The organism is Kangiella sp. TOML190, assembly GCF_023706045.1.
GTDB lineage: Bacteria > Pseudomonadota > Gammaproteobacteria > Enterobacterales > Kangiellaceae > Kangiella.
In genome coordinates, this window is sequence record NZ_BQYL01000001.1 from 167,194 (window position 1) to 190,337 (window position 23,144).

Sequence of the window (23,144 nt, forward strand, 5' to 3'; positions counted from 1 at the left end):
GTCCAAATCGCGTTAACTTATAAAACCTAGGGTTCGCGACAAATCCCGGTAATCCTTATCAGCAAAACAATCTCGCGGCAGCCACAGGCTGGATCTTTTAAACCGTTTTGTGGAATGGGGTGACTTATGTCGGTAGTGCAACAAGACCCAGTGTTTAAAGCGTCTTGTGTTGGCTAATAGTTCGATCATGACTTTATGTCCTTGGGCATCCAACAAGAACCATTCGCTGCCATTAAAGCTCAGTCCTTTAAGTGATTTAAAGCTGCGTTTTAGCCACCACCAATGGACATAACCCAGCGCCAACACGCCACTGCTGATCGCGATGAGCATACAGCTATTTACCTCAACTATTGATAAAACCCTCAATACCAGTGGAACACAGGCAATTAATAACCAACAGACGAGTATCCAGCGCAAACTCTGCTTAGGGATTTTGAAATGAAGGTAGAGTTGCAATCGGCTTCCTTGCTGCTGCCTAAATAAAAACTAATTCACTCTCTGCTCGATAAACTGACGAATTTTAGCGGTCAGCTCTGAAAATTCAGATTTTGCCGTTTCAAACCCCATCAACCAAGCGTAAAGATCCGGGTCGTCCTGTTGCAGATAGTCAGAAAACAACTTGATCTCGCTTGCCGACATAGCGGCATAATGCTGCTCTAGGTAAGGCGTTAGAATCACATCCAACTCTAACATGCCGCGACGACTGGCCCATAATAAGGCTTTATAATTATCTTGAGACTCTTTAGTCATGGTTGGTCATCATTCTGTTGATCATAGTTTTTGGCGCTAACGCTTGGTGTTAGCCTTGGCTTTAAAAAATAAAATTGACCCCAATATTTCGAACTATTATAACCGCTTAACTATCAAAGCACTAAAATTATCAGTAAAATCCTGTTAGTTGCTTTAAGCCAAACTCCATTAATGCCAAGAGTCCACAACAAAACAGCCATGAATAACACTACTGCCTATTATCAAACCATTGAGGACTATGGTCTGCTGAGGATCGCAGGAACCGATGCCAAGAAATTCTTGCAAGGCCAAATCACCGCCGACATGGAACTGGTTACCGAGCAGCAAGCGCAATTAGGCGGCTATTGTAATGTGCAAGGCAGGCTACACGCGATTTTTTATGTGCTCAAAATACAAGACGATTATTGGTTACTGATGCCGCAAAACGTAATCGAGCACTGCCAAGCGACCTTGTCTAAATATGCGGTATTTTTTCAGGTCAACATAGATCAGGACCAGTCTCTTGCTCTTGTGGCTAGTCAACAGCCAGCTACCAATCGCCAGCATTTGAGTGTCGATCCTGACTCAAAGACTTTAACTATCGGTAAGCTTAACCTGCATTTGCTCGAGCCTGCCGATAAACAAGAGCTTCTTAATCAGCTTAAAGACTCCACGGAAATCGCTGAGCAACAACAGCACCTGCTGAACTTTGCGCAGATCCAACTCGCGATCCCAATGGTTTTTGCTGAAACTATCGAAAAACTGTTACCCCACTCCATTGGCTTACCTCAAGCAGGCGGCGTCAACTTTGAAAAAGGCTGCTATACCGGACAAGAAATTGTCGCTCGAATGCATTACCGCGGCAACCTTAAGACTCATGCTCACAAACTAAAACTGAACTCCAGCTTGATTGCACCGGTAACCGAGGTCAACAATCAAGCGGATAAAAAGCTTGGTGAGCTTATTTACAGCGCCCAAGTCGGCAGCCAAATCATAGCGCTAGCCAGCTTGAGCGATAAGGCCTTGGAGCAAGACCTTTATATTGATAACACAGCGGTGACGCTAACCACTTAATCGTTGGTGCGCTCCTATATTGCTAAGATGAGGCTAGCTTTGTTAGTCTTTTTCTAGAGCGTAACGTGCCGCATCCAACAATAACTCGGGTTTAATACGAACCTTGTAATTGGGGTTGATGTATTCAAATTGGATAACACCTTGGGTATCTAAAACAAAAGCTGCTGGCACCGGCAAAATGCTTCGCTCATCTCCAGCTAAAGTTTGGGTTTTCCCACCAATGGCTTTCACCTTATTGCTGTAGGTCTTAGGAATATAAAATGCTAAACCAAACTGGCGAGTCGCTTGTAAATTAAAATCCGAAATCAATTGATACTTAAGTTTGCGTTCACTAATCGATTTTTTTAATGCATCTGGCGTATCAGGGCTAATCGCCACCAACTGATAGCCTAACTCAATCAAGTCTTTTTCAATCTCTTGTAACTGACTTAATTGAGCATTACAAAAAGGACACCAACCACCGCGATAAAATAATATTACTGTTGGTTTTTTTGCTGCCAACTGGCGTAAATTGACTGGGCTACCCGCTGCATCAAACAGGGTAACCTCGGGAATGGTTTCTCCAATTAATAGTGGACGAATATCCGTTGGCATCTCCGCAATAAAGTCTTTTTGTTCGGCGCTTGCAACAAACGACGCCAACCCGATCATTAGAGCAATGATTAAATAGCTAATGGTTTTCATGGTAATAACCCTTCTCAAGTTGTTTTAATAGCTTAAACCAGTCTTGTTTAGATAGCTATCGACTGAGATCGTTACAGACAATTGACGAAAATTTTGGCTTGTGAAGTTCTGAATGTTTTTAATTTGAGCGAAAAACGAAATCGGAATAATTAACAAGCGGCTTTCAGCTGAATCAGAATTTGGGTTAACCACAGGGTGTAACATGTTACTAAGAATAACAGCGTTTAATAGATCTCGATGTCATCAATGAATAACCAAATAACTAGCAAGCTCAATAGCATCATCGCCGCCAAGGCGCTAAAAAGCATCATGCCACTACTGCTAAAAGCGCCAAGCAAAGCTTGATACCAATCAAACCGACTAGCGCTACCGACAGCATAGACCGCGGCCATCGCTCCAAGACAAGCAAAGCCACCTAAGATCCAGATACGTCTTTGCAAACGCTTTTCAACTCGAGCCATTAGCGCCTGCACGAAAGCATCGGGAATTAATTTTTGATGATATTGTAATAACTGCTCTAACATAAAATCACCTTATCAAATTACTCTTCAAGCCACCAATTGGCTTCTATCGAGTAATTTATGAAGTTTTACTTTAGCACGTTGAATGTGCGATTTAACAGTCCCCAACGGTATTTGGGTTACTGCCACAATCTCGGAATGGCTCATGGCCGCTGACATAAATAAAGTCATCACCACCCTTTCATCCGCAGATAAAACCTGCATTAATTTTTCAGCTAATAGATCCGCTTCAATTTCACTCTGCGGATTATTAACCAGTATCGCCTGATTTTCGTCAAGCTGCAGCAGCGGATGCTTTTGTATATGTCGCAAAAATAAGCGATACGCGATGGTATGAAGCCAAGATTTAAAACTGCCGGTAGCTTTAAAAGTATGTAACTTTTGATAGGCCATTAGAAATGTCTCTTGTGCTAAATCATCCGCCTGCGCCTGATCGCCAGCGGTGAGCCGCCTTAGAAACTGCCGGATCATTGATTGATAACGCACCACTAACTGACTAAATGGCGCCTGCTCATCACCGCTGATGGCCAAAGCCACCAGCTCAAGATCCGTTTTGGATGCTAAATTCATTCCCAATGGTTAGTCGTTGTAACGATTAAGTTTCCACACCAACAAGAAACCAGCGCCAATAAATAAAGGCAATAAGGAAATAATTCTAAAAAATTCTTTTGGCTCTGGAGAGCTAAACATAAAGCTCGCCACAACTCCAGCAACACCTAATGCTGATAAAATAATACCTCGGCGTAGATCTTTAATTCGCGGAGGTTGAACCGCTTTGCTATGGCTAAGCTTCTCCAGCAGTTCTGGCGTTAAGTTGGAGCCATTTTCTACCGCTTTTTGCACCGTTTTCATGGTGGCGAGCTTGTTTTTGTGGCCATAATAAAAAAAGCTGATGATAACCGCCGCCAACGAAATAAACATCACAATTGGAATCCAAAGTTCTTCACCCATAATAAACCTCTTTTTGATCGATAAATAAGAAATAACCTCTAGTTGCTTATATGAGCATGGCTACCCTCTATTTGGATGCAATTATTTTTAGTATTCACCAAAAACTGCTAATTACCATTAGTATCGACTAGAAAACAAAAAGAGCCGCTTGGCGGCTCTTTTGTTTTCTAGGTATTGCAACTTTCCATAAACCGCTATTTATGGGATTCAATCCAACTCTTAATTTTCGACTCAAGAATATTCAGCGGCAAAGAACCGTCTTTTAACACTTGGTAGTGAAATTCTCGAACATCGAACTTATCACCCAGCTCCAACTCCGCTAAATTTCTAAGTTCACGAATTTTCAGCTGGCCAATCTTATAGGCTAGTGCCTGACTGGGGATCGCCATAAAACGTTCCGCTTCCGACACACGCCGCGCTTCAGCGACAGGTGAATTCATTTGCATATACTCTAATACTTGCTCACGAGTCCAGCCTTTAGCATGTAAACCGGTATCCACCACCAAGCGAATGGCGCGCCATAATTCAGCACTTAAAGCACCAAAGTATTGATAAGGATCCGTATAGACACCCAACTCTTTACCCAAAGACTCTGCATACAAGCCCCACCCTTCGATATAAGCAGTGGTTCCGCCAAAACGCCTAAAGTCTGGAATATCCTCTAGCTCTTGTTGGGTAGAGAGTTGGAAGTGGTGGCCAGGAACGGCTTCGTGCAAATACAAAGATTCGACCGCCCAGCTAGGGCGTGCCGATAAATCATAGGTATTTACATAGAAAATTCCAGGGCGGCTACCGTCTGGCGAAGCACTCTGGTAAGAGGCTCCCGAAGCCGACTGCTCACGAAATGGCTCTACCGCACGGATCTCGAACTGCGCTTCAGGAATCACTTTAAATAGACTCGGCGCCGCTGCATCAAGGCTTTCGCGCAAGCTTTCATAGGCATCCAGCATCGCTTGTTTATCTTTAAAAATAAATTGATCGTTGGTTTTGGTAAATTCAAAAAACTCCTGCATAGAACCAGTAAATTCAACCTCCTGCATCACTTTTTTCATTTCTTGATGAATTCTAGCCACTTCATCCAAACCAATCTGATGGATTTGATCAGGAGTTAAATCGGTACTGGTAGTTTGTTTAACCTTGAAGGCATACCAATCTTTACCGTTGGGAAGCGCCACCATGCCATCTGTATCTCTCGCCGCTGGTAAATATTCCTTTTCGATAAAGTCGTGCATTTTTTGATAGGTTGGAACTACGATCGATTTAATCGCTTCAACGTAAGCACTGGACAAACGTTTTTTATCTTCCAACGAAAAACTCTCTGGCATGTTTTTCACTGGCCCATAAAACAAGCTCTTTTCCACGTCATCAACTAGATGCGCTTGCAGTTGAGGTAGTACCTTGACCATTAGTACCTTAGGTTGCACCACCCCTTTTTCAATTCCTTGACGCATATTGCCAATCGCCGTGTCCGCTGCTGTTGGTAATTCGGATAGTCGACTAAGCCAGTTTTCGTAGTCTTTCACTGTCTTAAAAGGTTGTGCGGACTGACCAGAACCTAACATCGCGAAGAAATTAAAAGGGTTATAGAATTGCTGGATAGGCTGCAGATGATCAAGATACTGCTCAGCGGCTTTTTCCGCCAATCGCTCGTCCTTAAAAATTTGATAGCTGAGTAAATCTTGTCCCGACAACTTTGAAGCATCGATTTGATTAATTTTATTCAGAAACTCTTGGTTAAAAGCTTTGCGTATGGCCAAACCTTCTTTCGAACCAAAATCCCCCAATCTATCGTTGTAGCGATTGTCGCCTTGGAACGTTGCCATAATTGGATTTAGCTGCAAATGGCGCTGCCAATAGTTTTTATAGATCTGGTTAGCTTTATCCGCTTCACTAAGCTTGTAGAGCGGCGTTTCCGGCTTAGCTTGCTCAGCTTTAACCACAGTATTTTCTACTGGCTGGCTAGCATCTTGACTAATCGCATCAGCTTTTTCTACCGCCGCGCTATCGCTCTGAGGAGTATTCTGGGATTTGCTATCAGGGTTCGACTTCTGATCTTGGTTACATGAAATCAATAACAGGCTGGTTACCACGATAGCAGTCAACTTAAGCTTAATGGATTGCACTTAGGATTCTCCGTCTTTTAATAATAATTGCCGTTTATAATACCCTGTCTTAACGAAATCGCAATTCACAAGCTCACTCTTTTCAATACTTTTCACATTGATTAAGTGCCTTATTCTTCGATCTTTACTCCTCCTGAATAGCTAGAATTTAGAGTTTTACTGGCTTGTGACCATAACTTTTACGAAAAAAACGATAGAACTACTAAACCCTTTGCATCCAAAAACCATCTTAACAGTATCTTTAATTTAATATCTTTGAACAAAACTCTTACATTCAGCGAGGGAAATTATGAATAGATTAGCTAAAACCATAGCAACCGCAGGCTTATTAACGCTCAGTACGGCTCTATGGTCGCTAGATACGCAGCGTCAATTAAGCCTTGATGTTAACGGACTTGATGAGTTTATTGTGGACGTAGGCGCAGGCTCGCTAAGCATCGAAGGTAAACCGGGCGCAACACAAATAGCCGTTGAAGCGAGAATTACCATTGATGGTGTTGATAAAGACGAAGCGGAGCAATGGATGCAGGATTATATGGATTTGTCATTAAAACAAGTTAAGGGTAAAGCCTTACTCTGCGCCACCTTTAGTTACAATAAACGCTCTGACTGCTCCACTGCTAAAAAACTAGGTTCAAGCTGGTTTGGCTGGAACGATGAGCGCAAGATTGATCTAGTGGTGACCATGCCACAACATTTGTCGCTAGAGGTTGACGATGGTTCTGGTTCGATGCAGCTAAGCAATCTTAAAGCCGATGTTTTTATTGACGACGGCTCTGGTGATATTGAAATTAACAATATTGCAGGACACCTGCAGGTTGACGATGGTTCAGGTAACTTAGAAATCACCAACATTAGGGGCAACTTAGAGGTAGATGACGGCTCAGGAAACTTAAGCATAACGGACGTCGAAGGCGATCTCTATGTAGAAGATGGCTCCGGCAAGCTGATCATTGATCAGGTGACAGGTGAAGCCGAAATTGAAGACGGCTCTGGCGATATCAAAATCACCAACGTCGCCAAAAAGGTTTATATCGACGATGGCTCTGGCTCGGTTCATGCCTGCCACTTAGGAGCGGATCTAACTGTAGATGATGGTTCAGGCGAAGTAGATACCTGCGACGATATTAAAGGCAAAGTAGTTATTAAGTAGCGAAACGATAGCCGCTTTTGAGCTGCTTATTCCGATTCCCTAGCAAGTCATAGCGACAATAGGAGGACATTGTTCATCCTATTGCTTATCCTTCCGCAGTCGGGTCAACTTGACTTTCTGCGCTACGCTTTGGCTTTTGCCCTAGCAGCTCGCTAGGGCTTTTTTAATCCTTCTCCGTTTATCCTTTAAATTCCCTTCTCGGCTCGGCGAATGCTGCCTCTTGAAGCACGATCAATTCACAGTTAGCGTTTGAATATAATCTGATCCAACCAGATTCATCCTTTAAATTAGGCATAATAGCCAATCTTTCAATACAGCCAAGCGTTTGAATTTGTCAATTCAAGGCAAATCCAGCAAGGCCAACCACTTTAGGCGCAAAGCCAAGGCAAACAATATGCATGCGGTAAAATTAGACTCCACCGAAAAACACGGCCCTTCATCTTTTAGTAGAGAAGAGTTGATACGATGTGGCGAAGGTGGAATGTTTGGTGAGGGAAACGCTAAACTGCCAATCGGCAATATGTTAATGATGGATCGCATCACCAAAATTCAGCAAGCTGGCGGCGCCTTCGATAAAGGTCAAATTGTAGCAGAACTGGATATAACCCCAGATTTGTGGTTTTTTGGTTGTCACTTTAAAGGGGATCCAGTAATGCCCGGCTGCCTTGGAGTGGATGCCTTGTGGCAGCTTTCAGGTTTCTTTCTGCCTTGGCTGGGCCACCCTGGCAAAGGCCGTGCTTTAGGCGCCGGGGAAATTAAATTTACTGGCCAAGTACTTCCCACAGCCAAGCTTGTGACTTATATTATCGACATCAAACGAGTCATTACGCGAAAATTAAAGATGGTCATTGCCGACGGGCGTATGTTGGTAGATGATCGTGAAATTTATACGGCTAAAGATTTAAGGGTTGGTTTGTTCCAATCTACCGATGATTTCTAGCCCTAAAATACCAACAGTTAAGGTTTAACTATGAAAAGAGTTGTTGTCACTGGCATGGGAGTCGTTTCTTGCCTTGGAAATTCGGTTGATGAAGTGGCCGAATCTTTGCTCCAAGGCCGTTCAGGGATCAAGAAAATAGAAGCTTATGAAGAGCATGGCCTGCGTAGCCATTTGGCGGGTAAACCCGATATCGACGTCAGCGAACATATTGACCGAAAAAAACTGCGTTTTATGGGTGATGCGGCGGCTTATGCTTATATTGCTATGCAACAAGCCATTGACGACGCAGGCTTAACCGATGAGCAGGTTTCACATCCTCGTACGGGCCTGATCATGGGCTCTGGCGGCGGCTCGCAAGGCACTCAAGTCGAATCGATCGATATTGCCAAAGAGCGTGGACCTAAGCGGATTGGGCCTTACGCGGTTCCAAAAACCATGGGCAGTACCACTTCGGCTTGTTTAGCGACGCCTTTCAAAATTTTAGGGGTTAACTACAGCATCACATCGGCTTGTGCCACCAGTGCGCATTGTATCGGCAATGCCTATGAGCAAATCCAATTGGGCAAGCAAGACATTGTGTTTGCTGGCGGCGGCGAAGAAGAGGACTGGCGTTTAACCGTATTGTTCGATGCTATGGGCGCCCTTTCGAGTAAGTACAACGATACCCCTGAAACTGCATCGCGACCTTATGATGCTACCCGCGATGGTTTTGTGATATCCTCTGGCGGCGGCTGCTTAGTGCTTGAGGAGTACGAACACGCCAAAGCACGCGGTGCCAATATTTACGCTGAGATTACTGGCTACGGCGCAACCTCTGATGGTTACGATATGGTTGCTCCATCGGGTGAAGGTGCGGTGCGCTGTATGCAAATGGCACTAGCCAACGCCAAGCAGCCGATCGACTATATCAACACTCATGGCACCAGTACGCCAGTTGGTGATACCGCCGAATTAAAAGCGATTCAAGAGGTGTTCGCAGACGCAGAACAGCTACCTTATATCGGCTCAACTAAATCTTTAGCGGGTCATTCGCTTGGGGCAACAGGCGTGCATGAAGCGATTTATTCCCTGATCATGATGAAGAATAAATTTATCGCAGCTTCTGCCAACATTAATCAGCTCGACGAAAAAGCCGAAGGTTTACCCATTGTTCGCGAGCGTATTGACGAGGCCAATATTGAGAGCTTCCTATCCAACAGCTTTGGATTCGGTGGCACCAACTGTTCCTTGCTGTTTGAAAAGGTTTAGCCGACCTTTCTTGCTCACAAAAAAAGAGGCGCACATAGCGCCTTTTTTTGTTTCTCAATTTTAGGGCTTTCTAAACTTCAGTGTCCAACGATCCGTTTGCCCAGTTACTGATTCATGCCCTACTTCCTGAGTTAAGTCGTCTTGTGGGCGATAATGAAGATTAGAGTAATCTACCAACACAAAACCCGCCGCTTGAATTTCCTTAATTGCTAACACCGGATCAATACGGCGGCGTTGTTCGCTACTAAATGGCGTCATATGGCGACGAGTATGATCAATCACCCCATAAATACCGCCGGATTTTAAGGCTTTAAAAGCCGCCTTGTTGATATTCATGCGGCCAGCTTTATCAAAATTATGATAGTTACGGAAGGTCAATACCATATCCACAGGCTCAACCTCAAACTCGAAAGGCTCGATGCTACTTAAACGGGTTTCTTGATCACGACTGGTTTTAGCCTCGACGCTAAGCACCTTTATTTTTTCAAAACCGGCTTTATCCTTTAAGTTTTCTTCAATACGGCGGGTAAACAAAGCACCATAATACTGGCCTCGCTCAGCAAGAGCTGGTGCCAATAATTTGGTGTACCAACCAGCGCCTGGAATTAATTCAATGACTGACATATCATCTGCAAAACCGAAAAATTCTAAAGTTTGAATGGGCTTTCGATTAGCGTCGCGCTTAGTGTCTTTCTCATCCCGTATTTCAGATTTCATAGCTTGAGAAATATTGGATTTCCAGGTAGCAGATTCGAGTTCGCTCGAAACCTCATGATGTTCTATCGGATCTGCCATAACGGTAATTGATAGACCTAAACATACAATAGCGGTTAATGATTTTTTCATGCTTGTTCCTGAGTGTTAAGTTATTTTCTAACCTCAAAATAATGGATAACCACCAAGGTTAGCTCTGGTTTTATTAATCTATTATTAAAACGCGAAAATTGGCTTGCTGTCAAAAATAAAAAATGCCTCACAATGGAGGCATTTTTTGTAACTCCTATAGTAAAAAGTTATTCTTCATCATCTTCCAAAAATCTTACGTTTAGAATACCTTCGGCGTGAGGATAATCAAAATCTTCATCATCATCAGTCACGAACGAAGGATAGATGGCATTATCCACTAGCATTTGACGCACATTTTGCAGTGCAGAAAAATCTAAGCTTTGGGTATATTTTTCCATCACTAAAGCAGCAGCTCCAGCAACCGCCGGCGATGCCATTGAAGTACCACTTAGTAGTGTATTAGCATGGGTGCGGTTCAGTGATGTAATACTGTTACCCGGAGCACCAATGGTAATAACGCCCGAATTAACACTGCTCCAACTATTAGGGCCTTCACCGTAATTACTAAAGCCACTAAAGACCACTTCATCAAAGTCAGCGTCATAGCTGGTGTAAGAACTTACCGCAATGGTAGAGTCAAATTGCGCTGGGCTAAATCCAGCCGCATCCGCTGAGCTATTACCCGCTGCCACGACAATGACCATACCTTGATGAGCCGCATTACAGTAAGTCTCGGCCACAAAATGATCACCGGTGTAGCCAGTTTCATCACAAGTGCCAGCATCGCTACCATCACCGCCACCTAGACTCAAGTTAGCCACCGCTGCTTCACCGCGTCCTAGCATATCAAACACTGACCAGTTCAAACCGGCTAAAATCGCCGAGCCTGGGCAAGAGCCTGTGTAGTTACAGACTTTCACAGCATGGATAGTCGCTTCAGGAGCAACGCCTAAACTGTTGATAGCGTTATCAGCTGCGGCAACAGTTCCTGCCACGTGAGTACCGTGTCCGTTATCATCTGAAAACGGTAAAGGACACAAACGACTATCGCTTGGCTTAAAGCAGAACACTGGCGCATAGGATAATCCCATATTGTCTTTGATGTCGTTTTGGTGCGTATCAACACCAGAATCAAGCACATAAACGTGCTGGCCGCTACCTTTGTAGCTAGAAGCGTAGGAGCCAGAATCCATTGGCGCTTGCGGTACTACTTGCGGCCAATCGATTAACTTACGTTTTTTCTTGTAAGTTTTACTTTGTTTATTGTTGGCTGGATGCAACAACTGATACATCACATCTTCATAAACGGCTTCCACATTGGGATCGCTTTGCAAGGCATCTCTTTGTGCCTTAGTTACTTTTGCTGAGAAACCAAAATAAGCAGTGTCATAAACATGATTTGGCTTGATTCTCATTTTCTGAGCATAAGACTGTACCGCAGATTTTCGCACTTGCGCTTGCGAACGGAAAAATTGTGCGCGGCTCGCAGGCGTTGCATTTCGCTGCGCGCTTTGCGCTGAAATGGCAAAAGGTGCATTAGGGTTTTTCAGCTTTACAATAACGTCATAGGTTTGTTCTGCCAACGCAATTTGGGTGGTTCCTAACAATGCTGTTGAGCATAGAGTAACCAATAGTTTTCTATTAAACTTAGTTTTCATGATGTTTTACCTCTTAATAAAATAACCAGTTAGATTACTCATTGATAAATTTCGAAACCACTTTATGGTTAAAGACGACTTTAAACTTCTCTGGTATTTTGATGCTCATTCCATTATCAAAATACAACTCGAGATCCACAGGTTGTAGATCAGTTGTGTTATCAAGAATAGCCTGCATCACATCGTCAGAAGAAGCTTGGTTTCTAAATAAAACACCAAGGTTGTTAGTGCCGTTGATATCTACAGAGATTTTGTAGGGAGCAACGTCCACTTTATTACGATCAAACTTAATAGCATTAATGTTTAACTCTAAGCCATTTAAGTTACCACCGTTTTGCACCAGAGCATTAAACAACTCGGTTGCGTTTTTAACTTGAGACTGTAGATCCCAATCAAAAGAATCAATTTCTACTTCTGGCTCAGCAATAGCGATAATTAAGAAAGGTTCAATCCACTCGCCATCAGCATTTAAAGGTGCAGATTGATCAAAGTTATCAATAAAACCGTCCGCATCAGGATCGGTATCAATTGCTTTCCAATACTTAAGATATTGACCGCCAGAGAAACCGGTTGCTTTATTAAAATAATCCGCATCAGTAAAGACGCCTGGACGAGAAGCGGCTGAGTTTACAACTTCATTGCGATAGGTTTGGATAGTATTTTTAAATTGGAAATTAGGCTTTTGCCAATTACGGTTGTTGTATTTGGCGGAATAGACGTAAGAGCCATTCCAATCATCTTCATACTCTACAATGGTTACACGTATATTATTAAGATGTGCTTCCTTTTGCGTTTTGTGTCCAGGGTGTCCCACATAATCCGAATACCCACAACCAGCCATAAGAGCGACGCCTCCAGCTAAGGCAACTGGTAATATTTTTTTCTTAATCGACATTTCGACCTCCAAAAAATTGTCAGAATTTAGCTTGATAGAACCAAGCCACTTTTTCAATGCGCAGAATCCATGCAGTAAGGAATGACCGTATCAGAAACAGTACCAGAATTGATTTTCCTTCAGCTATGTGTATTATAATTTTGGTGTTGCGTTTTAAACAACACCGTTAATTTGTAACTCTAATCTTCTTAACTCGCAAGCTCTAAACCAAAGGAATTTTTAAGACGTGAAGAAACTCACAATAATTATTTTTTTTGTGTTAGGTTTCAATGCAAGCTTGCATTGCCAAGTCCAACCAGCTCCCAAAATAACGCCGCAATTAATTTGTTTTGAAAATAACAAAAAGTGCTTCGCCTTGGAGAAGATTTTACAATCGTCAAAAAAGTTTACAGTGAAAAAACTTTCTAAGAATCGGCGGCTAATCATTTTTGCACAACAAATCGATTTAAACCTGTTCGAACAATTAGTAAAGAAATATCAAGCAACAGCAATCCAAAAACGACAAGCGCTACAACAAAGCGTAAACCTACTAAATCATAATTCGGTCAGCAGCCTAAAACGCCTTTTAGCAAAGTTTTATCGGCAAAAAGTCATAAAGAACTTAAATTCGATTGCTATCAATAATGCGCTAGAAGTACACATTAATGCTCAGTACCTTAAGTGGTTTGATCAGTTTGTAATTGCTGCTGATCATTTGAATATCACTCCAAAAAATTCAACAACCGCTAGTGCTACTTTGCTACAAAATCACGAACAGAGACGTAATAAAACCTCCTCTTCCAAAGCTTCTTTAGTCTTAGCCATCATTGATTCTGGAGTCAGTACCAAGCACCAAGATTTACAGCATATAACCAACATTAAACAATTCAATCCTAAAGATGGCAGTTATCATTTGCACGACTCGGCCCTTGGGCATGGCACTGGCGTCTTCAGTTTGCTCGCTCAAAAAAACACATTTGCAGAAGAACACAATCAACAAATTGAATTTTTATCCTGCAATGGACTACCGCAAGGAAAATACAATTTTCTAACTGTGCTGAAATGTTTGAACTGGTTATTTTTACAGCCGCAAGTAGATATGATTCTTAATCCTTGGTTAGTCGATAAGGCTGGCTGCAATTTAGAATTGGCAGCCGCTTTAAACATGACTTGGGCGGCTAATAGTTTTGTGGTTTTTCCGTCTGGGAATTATGGCCCCGAGCAAAGTTTCTCACCTGCCAATTATCGTTTGTACGACGGTTCGCCAATTTTAAGCATAGGCTCGATAGATCAAGCAGGTAAGCTTAATCAGAACTCTAGCTTTGCCACAAGCAGTTGCGATAACAACTTTTCCGCCCCTAGATTTGTAGAAGCTGCCGATGCTTTGAAAGTAGCAGTTCCTTTTACCGAAAGTAGTTATCAACAGGTCTCTGGAACTTCCTACGCCATTGCCCTTTTTGCTCGTAAGCTGGCGAGTTTGATAATGGAGAATCCTAATGTATCTAACAAAGACATGTATGACGCATTAGTCCGCTCTGGGCAGAACCAACAAGCAAAAGAAGCTTATGGTTATGGCGTGCTTGATTTACAAAAAGCTCAACAACAATTAAGCGAAAAGATACATGGCAACCAGTAAAGCAAGATTGATACGAGTAGAGCTTCTATGCTAAAGCTGTTTATTCGAAAGACACGGCTTTGATCTTTTTAAAATGCGAAGTTTAGTTTTCTAAAAAAGCCAATTTTAAAAAGATCAGAATCGTAGTGTTAAAAGAAAAAAGGCTCTATTCCGGGCGCATATGCGGGAATAGCAATACATCGCGAATACTTGGCGAATCGGTAAGTAGCATCACCAGACGATCAATACCAATCCCCTCGCCTGCGGTTGGCGGCAAACCATACTCCAAGGCACGAATGTAATCGGCATCATAATGCATGGCTTCATCATCGCCCGCATCTTTAGCTTCAACTTGTGCTTTAAAGCGCTCCGCTTGATCTTCGGCATCATTAAGCTCGGAGAAGCCATTGGCCAATTCACGACCACCGGCAAAGAACTCAAAACGATCGGTAATAAAAGGATTTTCATCATTCCTGCGCGCCAGCGGAGAGACTTCGGCTGGATAGGCCATTATAAAGGTTGGCTGAATTAATTTTGCTTCTGCCAACTCTTCAAAAATTTCAATTTGAACTTTACCTAAACCCCAAGACTCTTCTAACTTAAGGTGGAATTTCTTAGCCACTTCACGCGCAGACTCTAAATTCGCTAGCTGCTCCATGCTAATGCTCGGTTCATGCTTGATAATCGCTTCTAGCACTGTCATACGCTCAAACGGCTTACCAAAATCATAAGTCTCACCAGCCGATTCAAACACGGTTTTACCCAAAACAGCCTCTACTGTATAGCGCAGCATGTCTTCGGTTAAGTTCATCAGATCTTGGTAATCTGCATAACCCCAGTAAAATTCCAACATGGTGAATTCAGGATTATGCCGAGTTGATAAACCTTCGTTGCGGAAGTTGCGATTGATCTCAAAAACTTTTTCCAAACCGCCCACCACCAAGCGTTTTAAATACAACTCTGGCGCAACGCGCAAAAACAGCGGCATATCCAAAGCATTATGATGAGTCTCAAACGGACGTGCTGTCGCACCACCAGGGATCACGTGCATCATTGGCGTTTCTACTTCTAAGAAATCACGCGCTTCCAAAAAATCGCGGATCGCTTTAACCACTTTTGAGCGAGCGACAAAAGTCGCGCGCGAATCTTGGTTCACGATCAGATCCACATAGCGCTGACGATAACGCGTTTCTTGATCCGACAAGCCACCCCACTTATCTGGCAGTGGGCGCAAAGCTTTGGTTAATAACTTGATTGAGGAAGCCTTAACCGATAACTCGCCCTTATTGGTTTTAAACACACTACCTTCGATACCAACGATATCGCCAATATCCCAAGTTTTAAAATCATCATAAACCTCATCGCCGACCTGATCTTTGCGTACATAGGACTGAATGCGACCAGACATATCTTGGATGGTGATAAAAGAAGCTTTACCCATATTACGGAACAACATGATACGACCGGCAACCTTAACCTTCTGTCCGATTTCTTCGAGCTCAGCTTTGTCGTTCTCGCCAAACTCAGCCACCAAATTTGCAGCTACCGTATCGCGCCGAAAATCATTCGGGAAAGCAATCCCCTGTTTTCGTTTTTCCGCCAACTTTTGCTTGCGCAGAGTAATTTGCTCGTTGACGTCAACTACTGGGTTTTCTTGATTGCTCATGTTTTTTGTTTCACCTCTTTCATCAATACGATGATCATTTCTTACTACTTTAAATACATTTTTTAGAGCGCTTTTGCTAAACATAACCACATCTAAGCGTTATGAGCGTAGCAAAGGCAAGCGTAATAGCTTAGATTAAACGCCGGCTTTAAGGCTAGCCTCAATAAATCCGTCCAAATCACCATCAAGTACAGCTTGAGTATTCGATGACTCATGACCAGTTCGTAAATCTTTAATTCGCGATTGATCCAGCACATAGGATCGGATCTGACTGCCCCAGCCAATATCCGACTTACCCTCTTCCATCGCCTGCTGCTCAGCCTGTTGCTTTTGAATTTCTAGCTCATACAACTTGGCTTTAAGCATTTTCATGGCCTCAGCACGATTTTTGTGCTGCGAGCGATCATTTTGACACTGTACCACTACATTGGTCGGCAAGTGGGTGATCCGGATCGCCGAATCGGTTTTATTAACGTGCTGACCGCCTGCGCCCGAGGCACGGAAAGTATCAGTGCGCAGATCCGCAGGATTAATATCAATCTCGATATCGTCATCCACTTCCGGATAAACAAAAACGGAAGCAAAGGAAGTATGGCGACGATTGCCCGAATCAAAAGGCGACTTGCGCACCAAGCGATGCACCCCAGTTTCGGTTCTTAGCCAGCCGTATGCATATTCGCCATCAATTTTAATAGTCGCATTCTTCAAACCCGCGACCTCGCCCGCCGACTCTTCGGTGACTTCTACCTTAAAGCCGCGACTTTCCGCCCAACGCAGATACATCCGAAATATCATGCTGGCCCAATCTTGTGCCTCGGTACCACCAGAGCCTGACTGAATATCCAAGTAACAATTATTTTCGTCCATCTCGCCAGAGAACATACGGCGAAACTCTAATTTGGCTAGTTTTTTCTCAAAATCTGCCGCCTCAGCCTCAATTAAAGCCACCGAGTCAGCATCATTCTCCTCAACCGACATTTCCAATAAATCTTGGTTGTCAGAAATTCCCTCTTCTAGCTTAAGGATGGTCTCGACCACCGCTTCTAACTTAGCTCGTTCTTGGCCTAAGGCTTGAGCACGCTCCTGATCGTTCCAAACGTCAGGCTGCTCTAATTCACGGGAAACTTCTTCTAATCGTTCTTGCTTAATATCGAAGTCAAAGATACCCCCTCAGCGTTAGTAAACGCTCAGCCATATCTTTTAAATGTTCTCGGATAGGATTAACTTCCAAAATGCTTTCCAATCGTTATAGGCAAGTGCCCAAAGGTCGTGTATTTTAACCAATATCCTGATCAGTGCCTAGCCCAATTGGGCTTCAAGCCTATTTAAATGACAAGAATGTTTATTATGACCAGCAAAGAAACTGTTATCACTAGGATAACCTAGTCTCTCACGCAATAAAAAGCAGCTAACCAACAAGGTTAACTGCTTTTATAATGAACTTTAGCCCCAAATGATTAACGGCAATTAATCGGCTAGAGCGTTTCTTTCAACCATCGAAAAAATTCACGCTGCCAAACAATACCGTTTTGCGGTGTTAGAACCCAGTGATTCTCTTCTGGGAAATATAAAAATCGGCTTTTCAAACCTCGTAACTTGGCAGCTTGGAATGCCTGAATACCCTGCCCAGGAGGAACTCGATAGTCCTTACCACCATGAATCACTAACATTGGGGCATCCCATTTTCCAACAAAATTACTGGGATTAAATTCTGTATAGGCTTTTTGAGCAGCGGCATTATCTTTATCCCAATAAGCACCGCCTATATCGTAATTAACAAAGAACATTTCTTCTGTTGTTCCATACATGCTACGCAAATCGAAAACCCCATCATGAGCAATAAAGGTTTTAAAGCGCTTATCGTGGTGACCGGCTAGATAAAACACTGAATAACCACCAAAACTTGCACCAATAGCACCTAAGCGATTCTTATCAACATAGCTTTCTTTTGTAACGTCATCGATAGCATCTAAATAATCTTGCATGGCACCGCCACCCCAGTCTTTACTGATGGCACGATTCCAATCAACCCCATGACCTGGCATACCACGGCGATTTGGTGCCACGATGATATAACCTTGCGAGGCCATTAGCTGGAAATTCCAGCGATAAGAGTAAAATTGTGACAACGCAGATTGCGGGCCACCTTGAGCGTATAGCAAGGTCGGGTATTTTTTACTTTTGTTAAAGCCGGGCGGATAAATGACCCATACCAACATATCATTGCCGTCTTTGGTTTTTACCATACGCTTTTTCACGGTTGGTAATTTCAAACCCGCGTACAACTCATCATTTACCTTAGTTAAGGCTTTTAGCGCTTTGCTCTCCTTATCAAAAGTAAAAATTTCCTTTGCCGAGTTCATGCTATTACGGGTAACAATAACCTTTCCTTGAACTTCGCCAACAATGCCATTCACATCGAACTGACCATCGGTCAATTGAATGATTTTTGGTGCGTCAGAGCCTTTGCCAGCAACAGCGACTTTAAATAACTGTTGAGTGCCGTCAACTGGTGCTATGAAGTAAATATGGTCACCATCATTATTCCAGAAAAAACTATTAACGGTTCCGTCCCAATGAGCGGTTAAATTAATATCTTTATTGCCATCTTTGATGATGATGTCACTTTTATCGGCTTCATAACCTGGTGTTTTCATCTGTAGCCATGCCAACTGACCTTTGGTTGAAAATGCTGGGTACTTATCATAGCCAAGATTATTTTTGGTCAAGTTTGTGGTCGTTTTCTTGGCTAAATTATATTGATAAATATCTGTGTTGGTACTGGTGACATAATCGGTTCCAGCCTTTTTCTTGCTCACATAAATAATATTTTTGCCTTCTGGGCCCCAAATATAATCTTCAGGCCCGCCAAAAGGCGATTGCGGAGTTGAGTATGGCTCATCAGGCATAATGCCGACCATCTTTTCGGTCGCTAAATCCTGATAAAAAACATGATTAAAACTACCATCATTCCACTCATCCCAATGGCGATAGTCCAAATCATCAAATACATAGGCATCGGCATTTGATAACGAAGAATACCTTTCTTTAGCCAACACTTTATTCAGCTTTACAGGCTTATGTAATAATTTTTTTGTTCCATCCGGAGACAAGTCTCTATCAGCCATTAGGCCTTGATAATTTTCGACCAACTGAGTCGCGCCGTCTTTAATGGCAACTTGATAAACTTTGCTACTGAAATCATTATCCTTAACGCTTGGTACCGTCACTTTATAAAACACATGGGTTTTCGCATGATTAATCCCCAATGGACTCACCCGCTTCACTTCCCACAGCAATTCTGGTGTCATCACTTTATCTTTGGCATCTAACTGCGGTGAAACTGTCGTCGCCAATCCTAGCAAGAGACCATAGTGAGTTATCATTTTTCTAAACTTCATACCATCTACTCTTCATGAACATTAGCAGATAAGAATACAGAAACGAGTTTATAAAAGAAAGGTGCTAGTCAATGATCTAAAAGTGGTGTATTTTTTATTCAAACAAAGAACACATCAGATCCAATTTCGGTTCGTAATGTCAGTGAAGCCAACAAAAAGTGAATTTTATGGGCAACTCAAACTATCCACCGTCAATTCACCTAGAAGATGACATTAAGAAATTGACTCCTTTGATGCGTCAATTCCCTTTTGCAACCGTAATTTCTGTTCACCAAGGTGAAATTGAAGTGACTCAAGCGCCTCTTGTATTTCAAGAAGTTAGTGGCAGGATATATCTTTATGGGCACCTAGCTGGAAACAATGCTCATGGCGATTATTTAGCAAATGCTAACGTCACTGTGATTTTCCATGGACCCAATTGCTACATCTCGCCTAATGACTACGCAACGAAACAACTGCCTACTTGGAATAGTTTATCAGTACATATCAAGGGCAATTGTCAAACCACCAAAGATCCTGATGAGCTTTACCGAATTTTAGAAATGATGGCCGATCAATTTGAAGAAGATAGCCCATCTGATAAGCCGAATTACAAGATACAAAGAACTGAAGAAAAAACCGCACGCCTGATTCTTCATATCACCGGTTTTAAGATTGAAGTTACCGAAATTATTGGCCGCTATAAACTATCGAAAGATAAAACAAGAGAAGATATTCAGTTGGCGGGAGAAAAATTGAAAAAATCAGTGCCAAGTTGTCCAAATGAAGTTATCGACCACTTAATACAGTAATTCTATAACGCCTATTATCACCACTACCAACAAGAGTGCAAACCAAATAAATGATAAGCCAATATCTCCTACCATGTATGTTGTTGGTTTTTCTTTATAATATTCGTGATATTCTCTTCTATAGTTACTAGACGTTAAATATCTCCAAGCTTTAAAAAGATTAGAGAAACTAGTTATCGAAGACAGAGAATCAAATAATTCCATATTGAGTCCAAATTCCTATATTTTTCTTTGTTCATAAAATTCCTAGACTAAACTTAGGCGAGACAAATTTAAAATTTCTGAGAGGAGTTTACTCTAGTAAATGACCCGATGAAATTTTAGATTTAACAAAGCCTAAGTGACGGATAGGAATTTTAACGACGTTTAGGAGTCCAAGCCCATACCATCTGAGCTCCAATGGGTTCTTTTCCTTCTTCATCGGTAACCGTAACTGCTACCTCAACTTCGCCTTTCTCGGTATTGAGAATATTTTCAATTTGCTCATCAGTTAAATGTGCTTTGGCGGTTAAGGCGCCAACCGCTCTTTTAACATAATTGATATTCATGGATTTAATCACAGGGATCTTATCGTCAGGCACATTCATACCTACCACCATTCCTGTAGCGGTTTCCGCGACTAAGGCCATACCTGCGGCGTGGACTGTGCCGATATGGTTTTGTACTTTTTTGCGATTGTCCAGCTTAAAAACTGACTCGCGATTGGTCAATTTTATGACTTCGACCTTGCAAGTGCCGACTAACTTTACGGTGGTTCTCAATGCAAAATTTAACGCAGGCAAGCGTAAAAAAGCGGGTAAGGCCATGGTCTTGGCGACCACTTTGGCTAGGCGATTAGGTTTGGTCATTGGCGAATCTCGTTGCGGTTACGAATGCTCACCAAGATTACCTGCTCACTAACCGGATGTAAAGTGGTCTGACCTTGTTAGGTTTTTGCTCGAAACTTTATCGTAAAGAGTTGTTTCAAACCACTTTTTTTACCAGATATTATGCTAATCTTAGCCCAGCTAATTGTTATTGACAGGAAATAATTATATGAACAAATCATTGATCACCATAGCCATCAGCGCCGCCCTTACTACTGGACTGGTCGGCTGCAATCAAACGGATACTGAACAAGTTGCTGATAGCAAGCAAGCAGAAGCGGTAGCAACTGAAAAAGTCGCGGTGCAAGCTCCAGAAATGACACCGGAGCAAGCCTCGGCAAGGTTGAACAAGCTATTCCAAGAAAATTTTCAGGCAGGGTTAAAATATAATCCCATTCAAGCCACTGCCATTGGAATTCCGGGTTATAACGATAAGTTGCCTAACTTTTTGTCGCCAGAATTCCAAGAAGAAACGCGCGCCTTTACCGATGAATGGTTAGAAAAAATAAAAGCTATCGATCGCAACTTATTATCCGGTCAGGATCGACTCAGCTATGAAGTTTATTTGTATAACGCTGAGTTAAGCAAACAAGGCGAACAGTTCCCCGGAGAATTAATTCCCATCAACCAATCGTCCAACATTGCAAGTTTTTTTGCGCAACTTGGCTCTGGTCAATCATTCCAGCCTTTCAAAACGGTTGAGGATTATGACAACTGGTTAAAACGAATTGATGCTGGCGCGGTTATTATGGATCAGGCCAAAAAGAATATGCAATTAGGCATAGAAAAAGGCGTAACCCAGCCGCAAGCTTTGATGGAAAAAGTTTTGCCGCAGTTAAAAGCACATGTCGTTGATGACGTAACAAAAAGTGTCTTCTATCAGCCAATTACGAATATACCTGAAGAATTTTCTGATGAAGATAAAAAACGCCTAACCGAAGCCTACAGCCTAGCGATTAGTGAAAAAGTGGTTCCAACTTACAAAGAATTGCATCGGTTTATTGAACAAGATTATTTGCCAAAAGCTCGAACCAGTTTTGGTCTAAGCGAACATCCTAATGGCGAAGCTTGGTACAACTATCAACTCAAAACCTTCACCACTATTGATTTAACCGCAGAGCAAATTCATCAATTCGGGCTGGATGAAGTGGCTCGAATTCGCCAAGAGATGGAAGGGGTAATGCAGCAGGTTGGCTTTGAAGGCGATTTGGCGGATTGGTTTAAATATGTTCAGACTAATCCAGAGTTTTATTATGACAACGAAGAAGACTTGCTACAGGGTTATCGCGACTTGCAGGAAAAAGTGAATAAGCTTTTGCCGAGTATGTTCGATGTCCAGCCGAAAGCGGATTACGAGGTTCGAGCAGTCGAAGCTTATCGCGCTGAATCGGCAGCCGGCGCCTCTTATATGCCCGGAGCGCCAGATGGTTCACGACCAGGTATTTTCTACGTCAATACCTTTAACTTAAAAGGTCAACCCAAATTCGGCATGGAAACCTTATCCATCCACGAAGCGGCACCTGGCCACCACTTCCAAATTTCCTTGCAACAAGAAGTTGAAGGATTGCCGATGTTTCGCCGCTTTGGTGGCTTGAGCGTCTTTTCTGAAGGCTGGGCACTCTACACCGAATCTATCGGTAAAGAAATGGGGATGTTCACCGATCCGATGCAATACTATGGTCGCTTAAGCGATGAAATGCTACGCGCGATGCGCTTAGTGGTGGATACTGGCCTGCATGCTAAGGGCTGGTCACGCCAAAAAGCGATTGATTATATGATGGAAAATTCATCCATGGCCGATACTGATGTAGTTTCTGAAGTGGAGCGCTACATCGCTTGGCCAGGACAGGCGGTGTCCTACAAAATTGGACAGCGTGAGATCTCCAATATGCGTGCCAATGCCGAAAAACGCTTAGGGGATAAATTCGATATTAAAGAATTTCACCGTCAGGTACTGATCGATGGCGCTCTACCCATGCCAGTATTAGGTAATAAAATTAACGAATGGGTTGAATCTAAATTGTAAAATCAACTAACCGTCATTCCCGCGGAAGTGGGAATGAC

21 protein-coding genes are annotated in these 23,144 nt (G+C 42.7%); 7 read left to right on the forward strand and 14 right to left on the reverse strand.

Going from position 1 to position 23,144, the window contains the following annotated elements; genetic code table 11:
• Positions 1-12: 12 nt before the first annotated feature.
• Together NFS34_RS00780 and NFS34_RS00785 are read right to left on the reverse strand one after the other, a co-directional pair.
• Positions 13-330: a hypothetical protein gene (locus NFS34_RS00780; RefSeq protein ID WP_251357935.1), complete on the reverse strand. Its 318-nt coding sequence runs from the start codon at positions 328-330 to the stop codon at positions 13-15.
• A 156-nt stretch (positions 331-486) separates the two neighbouring features.
• Positions 487-750, reverse strand: coding sequence for a succinate dehydrogenase assembly factor 2 (locus tag NFS34_RS00785; RefSeq protein ID WP_251357936.1), 264 nt, complete (start codon positions 748-750; stop codon positions 487-489).
• 198 nt (positions 751-948) lie between these two features.
• Here NFS34_RS00785 and NFS34_RS00790 point away from each other — a divergent pair, with 198 nt between their 5' ends.
• Positions 949-1,803 (forward strand): folate-binding protein YgfZ, encoded by an 855-nt coding sequence (locus NFS34_RS00790; protein ID WP_251357937.1) that lies wholly within the window; start codon positions 949-951, stop codon positions 1,801-1,803.
• Between the two features lie 42 nt (positions 1,804-1,845).
• Here NFS34_RS00790 and NFS34_RS00795 read toward each other — a convergent pair whose 3' ends face one another.
• From NFS34_RS00795 to NFS34_RS00815, 5 genes are all read right to left on the reverse strand, one after another.
• Positions 1,846-2,487 carry a peroxiredoxin-like family protein gene (locus tag NFS34_RS00795; protein ID WP_251357938.1) on the reverse strand — a complete coding sequence of 214 codons (642 nt, stop codon included), beginning with the start codon at positions 2,485-2,487 and terminating at the stop codon, positions 1,846-1,848.
• A gap of 224 nt (positions 2,488-2,711) precedes the next feature.
• Entirely contained in the window at positions 2,712-3,011 is a 300-nt protein-coding gene (locus NFS34_RS00800) for a hypothetical protein (RefSeq protein ID WP_251357939.1), read from the reverse strand.
• A 24-nt stretch (positions 3,012-3,035) separates the two neighbouring features.
• Positions 3,036-3,578, reverse strand: coding sequence for an RNA polymerase sigma factor (locus NFS34_RS00805; RefSeq protein ID WP_251357940.1), 543 nt, complete (start codon positions 3,576-3,578; stop codon positions 3,036-3,038).
• Between the two features lie 9 nt (positions 3,579-3,587).
• Positions 3,588-3,959 (reverse strand): DUF6249 domain-containing protein, encoded by a 372-nt coding sequence (locus tag NFS34_RS00810; RefSeq protein WP_251357941.1) that lies wholly within the window; start codon positions 3,957-3,959, stop codon positions 3,588-3,590.
• 194 nt (positions 3,960-4,153) lie between these two features.
• Positions 4,154-6,082: a DUF885 family protein gene (locus NFS34_RS00815; protein WP_251357942.1), complete on the reverse strand. Its 1,929-nt coding sequence runs from the start codon at positions 6,080-6,082 to the stop codon at positions 4,154-4,156.
• A 289-nt stretch (positions 6,083-6,371) separates the two neighbouring features.
• On the opposite strand from NFS34_RS00815, the gene NFS34_RS00820 reads away from it, so the two are divergent.
• The 3 genes from NFS34_RS00820 (at position 6,372) to fabB (ending at position 9,423) form a co-directional block, all read left to right on the forward strand.
• Positions 6,372-7,235 (forward strand): DUF4097 domain-containing protein, encoded by an 864-nt coding sequence (locus NFS34_RS00820; protein ID WP_251357943.1) that lies wholly within the window; start codon positions 6,372-6,374, stop codon positions 7,233-7,235.
• Positions 7,236-7,629: 394 nt separating this feature from the next.
• The gene (fabA, locus tag NFS34_RS00825) at positions 7,630-8,175 is read left to right on the forward strand and encodes a bifunctional 3-hydroxydecanoyl-ACP dehydratase/trans-2-decenoyl-ACP isomerase (RefSeq protein WP_251357944.1); all 546 of its coding nucleotides are present in this window, start codon (positions 7,630-7,632) and stop codon (positions 8,173-8,175) included.
• A 30-nt stretch (positions 8,176-8,205) separates the two neighbouring features.
• The gene (fabB, locus tag NFS34_RS00830) at positions 8,206-9,423 is read left to right on the forward strand and encodes a beta-ketoacyl-ACP synthase I (protein WP_251357945.1); all 1,218 of its coding nucleotides are present in this window, start codon (positions 8,206-8,208) and stop codon (positions 9,421-9,423) included.
• A gap of 60 nt (positions 9,424-9,483) precedes the next feature.
• Here the strand turns inward: fabB and NFS34_RS00835 are convergent, their stop codons facing one another.
• From NFS34_RS00835 to NFS34_RS00845, 3 genes are all read right to left on the reverse strand, one after another.
• Complete coding sequence (locus NFS34_RS00835; RefSeq protein WP_376707948.1) at positions 9,484-10,218, reverse strand: class I SAM-dependent methyltransferase; 735 nt, start codon at positions 10,216-10,218, stop codon at positions 9,484-9,486.
• Positions 10,219-10,436: 218 nt separating this feature from the next.
• The gene (locus NFS34_RS00840) at positions 10,437-11,867 is read right to left on the reverse strand and encodes a S8 family serine peptidase (RefSeq protein WP_251357947.1); all 1,431 of its coding nucleotides are present in this window, start codon (positions 11,865-11,867) and stop codon (positions 10,437-10,439) included.
• 34 nt (positions 11,868-11,901) lie between these two features.
• Entirely contained in the window at positions 11,902-12,762 is an 861-nt protein-coding gene (locus NFS34_RS00845; RefSeq protein ID WP_251357948.1) for a hypothetical protein, read from the reverse strand.
• A gap of 391 nt (positions 12,763-13,153) precedes the next feature.
• On the opposite strand from NFS34_RS00845, the gene NFS34_RS00850 reads away from it, so the two are divergent.
• Complete coding sequence (locus NFS34_RS00850) at positions 13,154-14,377, forward strand: S8/S53 family peptidase (RefSeq protein WP_251357949.1); 1,224 nt, start codon at positions 13,154-13,156, stop codon at positions 14,375-14,377.
• Between the two features lie 145 nt (positions 14,378-14,522).
• Here the strand turns inward: NFS34_RS00850 and lysS are convergent, their stop codons facing one another.
• From lysS to NFS34_RS00865, 3 genes are all read right to left on the reverse strand, one after another.
• Positions 14,523-16,022, reverse strand: coding sequence for a lysine--tRNA ligase (gene lysS / locus NFS34_RS00855; protein WP_251357950.1), 1,500 nt, complete (start codon positions 16,020-16,022; stop codon positions 14,523-14,525).
• 135 nt (positions 16,023-16,157) lie between these two features.
• Positions 16,158-17,256 (reverse strand): peptide chain release factor 2 gene (gene prfB, locus NFS34_RS00860; RefSeq protein ID WP_251360260.1). Its coding sequence is split into 2 segments (ribosomal slippage): positions 16,158-17,180 and positions 17,182-17,256, totalling 1,098 coding nucleotides; the frame shifts between segments, so codons are not numbered across the junction.
• Between the two features lie 241 nt (positions 17,257-17,497).
• Positions 17,498-19,423: a S9 family peptidase gene (locus tag NFS34_RS00865; protein ID WP_251357951.1), complete on the reverse strand. Its 1,926-nt coding sequence runs from the start codon at positions 19,421-19,423 to the stop codon at positions 17,498-17,500.
• 167 nt (positions 19,424-19,590) lie between these two features.
• Between NFS34_RS00865 and NFS34_RS00870 the strand changes: the two genes are divergently transcribed.
• Positions 19,591-20,214 carry an FMN-binding negative transcriptional regulator gene (locus tag NFS34_RS00870; protein ID WP_251357952.1) on the forward strand — a complete coding sequence of 208 codons (624 nt, stop codon included), beginning with the start codon at positions 19,591-19,593 and terminating at the stop codon, positions 20,212-20,214.
• Between the two features lie 356 nt (positions 20,215-20,570).
• Here NFS34_RS00870 and NFS34_RS00875 read toward each other — a convergent pair whose 3' ends face one another.
• Positions 20,571-21,062: a DUF4442 domain-containing protein gene (locus tag NFS34_RS00875; protein WP_251357953.1), complete on the reverse strand. Its 492-nt coding sequence runs from the start codon at positions 21,060-21,062 to the stop codon at positions 20,571-20,573.
• Positions 21,063-21,249: 187 nt separating this feature from the next.
• Between NFS34_RS00875 and NFS34_RS00880 the strand changes: the two genes are divergently transcribed.
• Entirely contained in the window at positions 21,250-23,106 is a 1,857-nt protein-coding gene (locus NFS34_RS00880; RefSeq protein ID WP_251357954.1) for a DUF885 family protein, read from the forward strand.
• Positions 23,107-23,144: the final 38 nt, after the last annotated feature.

Bases quoted from the DNA above. Each gene is read 5' to 3' on its own strand.
- NFS34_RS00780 (WP_251357935.1), bottom strand. From the start codon at position 330: ATGCTCATCGCGATCAGCAGTGGCGTGTTGGCGCTGGGTTATGTCCAT.
- NFS34_RS00785 (WP_251357936.1), bottom strand. From the start codon at position 750: ATGACTAAAGAGTCTCAAGATAATTATAAAGCCTTATTATGGGCCAGT.
- NFS34_RS00790 (WP_251357937.1), top strand. From the start codon at position 949: ATGAATAACACTACTGCCTATTATCAAACCATTGAGGACTATGGTCTG.
- NFS34_RS00795 (WP_251357938.1), bottom strand. From the start codon at position 2,487: ATGAAAACCATTAGCTATTTAATCATTGCTCTAATGATCGGGTTGGCG.
- NFS34_RS00800 (WP_251357939.1), bottom strand. From the start codon at position 3,011: ATGTTAGAGCAGTTATTACAATATCATCAAAAATTAATTCCCGATGCT.
- NFS34_RS00805 (WP_251357940.1), bottom strand. From the start codon at position 3,578: ATGAATTTAGCATCCAAAACGGATCTTGAGCTGGTGGCTTTGGCCATC.
- NFS34_RS00810 (WP_251357941.1), bottom strand. From the start codon at position 3,959: ATGGGTGAAGAACTTTGGATTCCAATTGTGATGTTTATTTCGTTGGCG.
- NFS34_RS00820 (WP_251357943.1), top strand. From the start codon at position 6,372: ATGAATAGATTAGCTAAAACCATAGCAACCGCAGGCTTATTAACGCTC.
- fabA (WP_251357944.1), top strand. From the start codon at position 7,630: ATGCATGCGGTAAAATTAGACTCCACCGAAAAACACGGCCCTTCATCT.
- fabB (WP_251357945.1), top strand. From the start codon at position 8,206: ATGAAAAGAGTTGTTGTCACTGGCATGGGAGTCGTTTCTTGCCTTGGA.
- NFS34_RS00835 (WP_376707948.1), bottom strand. From the start codon at position 10,218: ATGGCAGATCCGATAGAACATCATGAGGTTTCGAGCGAACTCGAATCT.
- NFS34_RS00840 (WP_251357947.1), bottom strand. From the start codon at position 11,867: ATGAAAACTAAGTTTAATAGAAAACTATTGGTTACTCTATGCTCAACA.
- NFS34_RS00845 (WP_251357948.1), bottom strand. From the start codon at position 12,762: ATGTCGATTAAGAAAAAAATATTACCAGTTGCCTTAGCTGGAGGCGTC.
- lysS (WP_251357950.1), bottom strand. From the start codon at position 16,022: ATGAGCAATCAAGAAAACCCAGTAGTTGACGTCAACGAGCAAATTACT.
- NFS34_RS00865 (WP_251357951.1), bottom strand. From the start codon at position 19,423: ATGAAGTTTAGAAAAATGATAACTCACTATGGTCTCTTGCTAGGATTG.
- NFS34_RS00870 (WP_251357952.1), top strand. From the start codon at position 19,591: ATGGGCAACTCAAACTATCCACCGTCAATTCACCTAGAAGATGACATT.
- NFS34_RS00875 (WP_251357953.1), bottom strand. From the start codon at position 21,062: ATGACCAAACCTAATCGCCTAGCCAAAGTGGTCGCCAAGACCATGGCC.
- NFS34_RS00880 (WP_251357954.1), top strand. From the start codon at position 21,250: ATGAACAAATCATTGATCACCATAGCCATCAGCGCCGCCCTTACTACT.